This is a genomic window from Microbacterium sp. PF5, assembly GCF_004794315.1.
In the GTDB taxonomy this organism is placed as follows: Bacteria; Actinomycetota; Actinomycetes; order Actinomycetales; family Microbacteriaceae; genus Microbacterium; species Microbacterium sufflavum.
This window is the reverse complement of the sequence record NZ_SSDQ01000010.1, coordinates 1-1,883: the sequence shown is the minus strand read 5'-3', so window position 1 is coordinate 1,883 and position 1,883 is coordinate 1. Positions and strand designations below refer to the sequence as shown.

Below are 1,883 nucleotides of genomic sequence, written 5' to 3'. Positions count from 1 at the left end.
CTGCGGTGGCCGCCGCCGACGAGGGCCCCACCGCGGCCGACGAGCCGCAGGAGGCCGAGCAGCCCCCCGCGACCGCAGACGACGCCGCGACCACCGACGACGCCGCGACCTCCGACGACGCAGCGACGACCGACGACGCCGGCCCCGCCGACGACGCGGCGCCCGATGCGACGCTCGTGCCCACCGAGGCCACGCTCGCGCCGCCCGTGGACGAGTTCGACCACCTGTGGGGCGCGACCGTGCACACGCCGATCGAGGCCGCCGCGGTGCGTCCGAGCGAGGAGCCCGAGTCCGCTCCGGCCTCGCCGCCCGCCGCGGGCGACCACGACGGCTCCACCATCTCCGCCGCCGAGCTGCGCGACCTGCGGCAGCAGCCCGCGGCGGCGCCCGACGCCCCCACCGAGGTCATCCCGGTCGCCGCGCCCGCCGCGGTGTCGACCGGACGCATCCGCGTCTCGACCGGACAGGTGGTCACGCTCGACCGCACGGTCATCATCGGCCGTCGCCCGCGCTCGACCAGGGCCAGCGGGGCGAACATGCCGCACCTGATCGCGGTCGAGAGCCCGCAGCAGGACATCTCGCGCAGCCACCTCGAGGTGCGTCCCGAGGGCGACACCGTGGTGGTCATCGACCTGCACACGACGAACGGCTCGACGCTGCTGCGCCCCGGTGCCGACCCGGTGCGGCTGCACCCCGGCGAGCAGACGCTCGTGCTGTCCGGCGACGTGGTGGACCTCGGTGACGGCGTGACCGTCGCGTTCGAGGACCTGCCGTGAGTCGTCGCCCCTCCCCGCCGCCCGCCCTGCCCGGCTTCACCTATGTGGAGCCGCTGGGCACGGGCGGCTTCGCCGATGTCTTCCTGTACGAGCAGGAGATGCCGCGGCGCCGGGTCGCGGTGAAGGTGCTGCTCGCCGACCGCATCTCCAGCGGAGCGGCACAGGAGTTCGCCGACGAGGCGAACGTGATGGCGATGCTGTCCACGCACCCCGCGATCGTCACGATCTATCAGGCGGGTGTCGCGGGCGACGGGCGCCCGTACCTGGTGATGGAGTACTGCCCGCGGCCGAACCTGCAGCTGCGCTCGCGCAAGGAGCCGTTCTCGGTGGCCGAGGCGCTGCGTGTCGGCGTCCAGGTCGCGGGGGCCGTGGAGACCGCGCATCGTGCGGGCGTGCTGCACCGCGACATCAAGCCGGCGAACATCCTCGTCACGGAGTACAACCGTCCGGCGCTGACCGACTTCGGCATCGCGTCCACCACGGGCGCGACGGGCGAGGCGTCGGGCATGTCGATCCCGTGGTCGCCGCCGGAGTCGTTCGCCGAGCCGCCGCAGAGCGGACCGCGCACCGACGTGTGGGCGCTGGGTGCCACGCTGTACACGCTGCTCGCGGGGCGTTCGCCGTTCGAGCGCCCGGGGGAGCGCAACTCCAGCGCCGACCTGATCGAGCGCATCGAACGGGCGGCGCTGCCCCCGCTCGGCCGTCCCGACTCGCCCGAGAGCCTGCAGCGGCTGCTCGAGCGGGCGATGGCCAAGAACCCCGACGACCGCTTCCCGAGCGCGGTCGCCTTCGCCCGGGCGCTGCAGAAGGTGCAGATCGAGCTGTCGCACTCGGTCACGCCGATCGACATCGTCGACGACCACCCGCCCGCGGAAGACCTGGAGGACGACAACGACGGCCTGACCCGGGTGCGGGAGATCGTCAGCATCGACCCCGGCATGTCCACCTCGACGCGGCCGTCCGCGGCCACGCAGCCCAAGGGTCCGTCGGTCGTGGTGCCCGACGCCCCGCGGTTCGACTCCCCGCCGCGGCCGGAGCCGGACGTGGAGCAGACGCAGCGTCGCGACACCGCCGCGACCTCCGCCGCTGCACCCGCCGCCGGCACCG

At 74.5% G+C, this 1,883-nt stretch carries 2 protein-coding genes; both read left to right on the top strand.

The window, feature by feature from the left end:
• Positions 1-776, top strand: a 776-nt coding sequence (locus tag DW297_RS00085) for an FHA domain-containing protein (RefSeq protein ID WP_205828194.1), incomplete at its 5' end; no start/stop codon positions are given.
• Positions 773-1,883, top strand: a 1,111-nt coding sequence (locus tag DW297_RS00080; protein ID WP_136028487.1) for a serine/threonine-protein kinase, incomplete at its 3' end; no start/stop codon positions are given. The genes DW297_RS00085 and DW297_RS00080, both read left to right, overlap by 4 nt.